The organism is Phenylobacterium sp., from assembly GCF_031425575.1.
GTDB lineage: Bacteria > Pseudomonadota > Alphaproteobacteria > Caulobacterales > Caulobacteraceae > Phenylobacterium.
Map to the genome: position 1 here is coordinate 1 of NZ_JANPJP010000137.1, position 2,479 is coordinate 2,479.

At 66.9% G+C, this 2,479-nt stretch carries 4 protein-coding genes; 3 read left to right on the forward strand and 1 reads right to left on the reverse strand.

What is annotated here, in order from left to right; all coding sequences use genetic code 11:
- From RMO97_RS08270 to RMO97_RS08280, 3 genes are all read left to right on the forward strand, one after another.
- Window positions 1-1,096, forward strand: a 1,096-nt coding sequence (locus RMO97_RS08270) for a CaiB/BaiF CoA-transferase family protein (protein ID WP_310540254.1), incomplete at its 5' end; no start/stop codon positions are given.
- A gap of 82 nt (window positions 1,097-1,178) precedes the next feature.
- Window positions 1,179-1,397, forward strand: a complete 219-nt coding sequence (locus RMO97_RS08275) for an antitoxin MazE family protein (protein ID WP_310540255.1) — start codon at window positions 1,179-1,181, stop codon at window positions 1,395-1,397.
- Window positions 1,397-1,756 (forward strand): type II toxin-antitoxin system PemK/MazF family toxin, encoded by a 360-nt coding sequence (locus tag RMO97_RS08280; protein ID WP_310540257.1) that lies wholly within the window; start codon window positions 1,397-1,399, stop codon window positions 1,754-1,756. Before RMO97_RS08275 ends, RMO97_RS08280 begins: the two co-directional genes overlap by 1 nt.
- Before the next feature lie 29 nt (window positions 1,757-1,785).
- Here RMO97_RS08280 and RMO97_RS08285 read toward each other — a convergent pair.
- Window positions 1,786-2,479: toprim domain-containing protein (locus RMO97_RS08285; protein ID WP_310540260.1), on the reverse strand; the 694-nt coding region annotated here is incomplete at its 5' end.

Consider the following 2,479-nt stretch of genomic DNA (forward strand, 5'->3'; position numbering starts at 1 on the left):
GCGGGTGATCAAGGTCGAGCCGCCGGGGATCGGGGATTCCTATCGTAACCTCTTCCGGCTGCGGGGCACGCCCGACGAGGTCGACTATTTCTGGACGCTGAGCTCGCGCAACAAGGAAAGCCTGGCCCTGGATCTGCGCCGGCCGGAGGCGCTGGCCGTGCTTCACACGCTGGTGAAAAAGGCGGACGTGTTCATCACCAACCTGCCGTTTCCGGCCCGCGCGCGGCTGGGCGTCTGCGCCAGCGACCTGATGCCCCTGAACAGCCGGCTGATCTACGCCTCGCTGACACCCTATGGCGAGCACGGCCCGGAGCGCGACCGCACGGGCTTTGACGCCACGGCCTGGTGGGCCCGGTCGGGTCTTATGGACATGGTGCGCCCCGGCCCGGACGCCGAGCCGGCCGGCTCCATGCCCGGCATGGGCGACCATCCCACCGCCATGGCTATGTACGGCGCCATCGTTACGGCCCTCTACAAGCGCCAGATGACCGGGCAGGGGTCGGAGGTCACCACCTCCCTGCTGGCCAACGGCCTGTGGGCCAACGGCTGCCAGGTGCAGGCCGCGCTCTGCGGCTACGAGCTAATGACCCGGCCGCCGCGTGGGTTTCGCGGCGCGCTGAACGAGATGTACCGCAGCGCCGATGACCGCCAGTTCATCATCTCCAGCACCAACCCGGCCCGCGACTGGCCGCTGCTGGCCCGCGCCATGGGCCATGCGGGCTGGCTGGAGGACCCGCTGTTCGCCACGCCCGAGGCGCGCATGGCCAACGGGCCGGACCTGGTGGCCCGCTTCGACGCGCTGTTCGCGACGGCGCCGTTCGAGCACTGGGCAAAAGTGCTCAGCGCGGGCGATGTCACCTTCGGCATCGTGGCCCAGATCTACGACCATCTGGCCGACGAACAGATCGAGGCCAACGGCCTGTTTCCCGAGATCGTGGACAGCCCCGGCCTGCGCACGGTCGACAGCCCGTTCCAGATGCTGGGGGAAACCAAGGCCCAGCCGCGCCTGGCTCCGGACATCGGCGCACAGACCCGCGCGCTGCTGGAAGAATTCGGGTGCTCGGCGGCGGAGGTTGAGGCGGTGATGGCGGGGTAGGGTGGCTGGCGCAAAGCCCAAGGCTTGCGCATCGTCCGCCCCATGACTAGGTTACATGTAACCCGATCCGAGGAGAGCCGTCATGGTCGCTACCGCACCCCTCACGTCCCGCGCAAAGGTCCGCGCCCACCGTCAGCGTCTGCGCGAACAAGGTCTACGACCGATCCAGATCTGGGTTCCGGATGTCCGCTCGCCGAGCTTCCGGAGCGAAGCGCACAACCAGTCCGTGGCCGTCGCAGCCAGCACCCAAGGCGCCGATGATCAGGCGTTTATCGATGCCATCTCCACGATCAATGACTGATGCGGCGCGGTGAAATCTGGACGGTGGCCGGGGGCCAGGACTATGCTGGAAAGCCACGTCCGGCGGTCATCGTGCAGGACGACCGGTTCGACGCGACGTCCTCAATCACCCTCTGCGCCTTCACCACGGATGAGGTGGAGGCGCCGCTGTTTCGTCTCGTTGTCGAGCCGAGCACAGGCAACGGCCTGCGGGCCGTCAGCCGCCTGATGGTCGACAAGATCACGACGGTCCCCAAATCCAAGCTCGGCGAGCAGATGGGGCATCTGGAGGATGCGGACATGGTCAGGCTGAACCGAGCGATGCTGGTGTTTCTGGGGCTGGCGGTGTCTCGAGAAGCCAAGCCGCCTGTCAGGCGATAGGCTCGACAACGTTACCTCTCCTGGCCGCTTCAGATATCCAGCTCCCCCGCCGCGAACTCCGCGTTCTCCTGGATGAACTGGAACCGCGCCTCCGGCTTTCGGCCCATCAGGCGTTCGACCAGGTCTTCCACCACCTCTTCGGACCGGGGCAGTGTGACCCGCGCCAGGGTCCGCGTCGCCGGGTCCATGGTGGTTTCTTTCAGTTGGGCCGGCATCATCTCGCCCAGGCCTTTGAAGCGGCTGATCTCGGGCTTCTTGTTCTTGAACTCGGTGGCCAGCAGTTCGTCGCGGTGCTCGGGGTCACGCGCGTAAACCGCCTTGCCGCCGTGACTGATCCGGTAGAGCGGCGGCAACGCCAGATAAAGCCGTCCGCCGCGGATCAGCTCGGGCATGGTGCGGTAGAAGAAGGTGATCAACAGGCTGGCGATGTGGGCGCCGTCCACGTCGGCGTCGGTCATGATGACGATGCGGTCGTAGCGCAGGTCTTCGTCGCGATACTTCGATCCCGCCTGGGCGCCCAGGGCGAGCAACAGGTCGGAGAGCTCCTTGTTGCCGCCGAACTTGTCGGCGGTGGCGGAGGCGACGTTGAGGATCTTGCCGCGCAGGGGCAGGATCGCCTGGGTCTTGCGGTTGCGGGCCTGTTTGGCCGAGCCGCCGGCTGAGTCTCCCTCGACCAGGAACAGCTCGGTGCCGTCCATGGCGGAACCGGAACAGTCCGCCAGC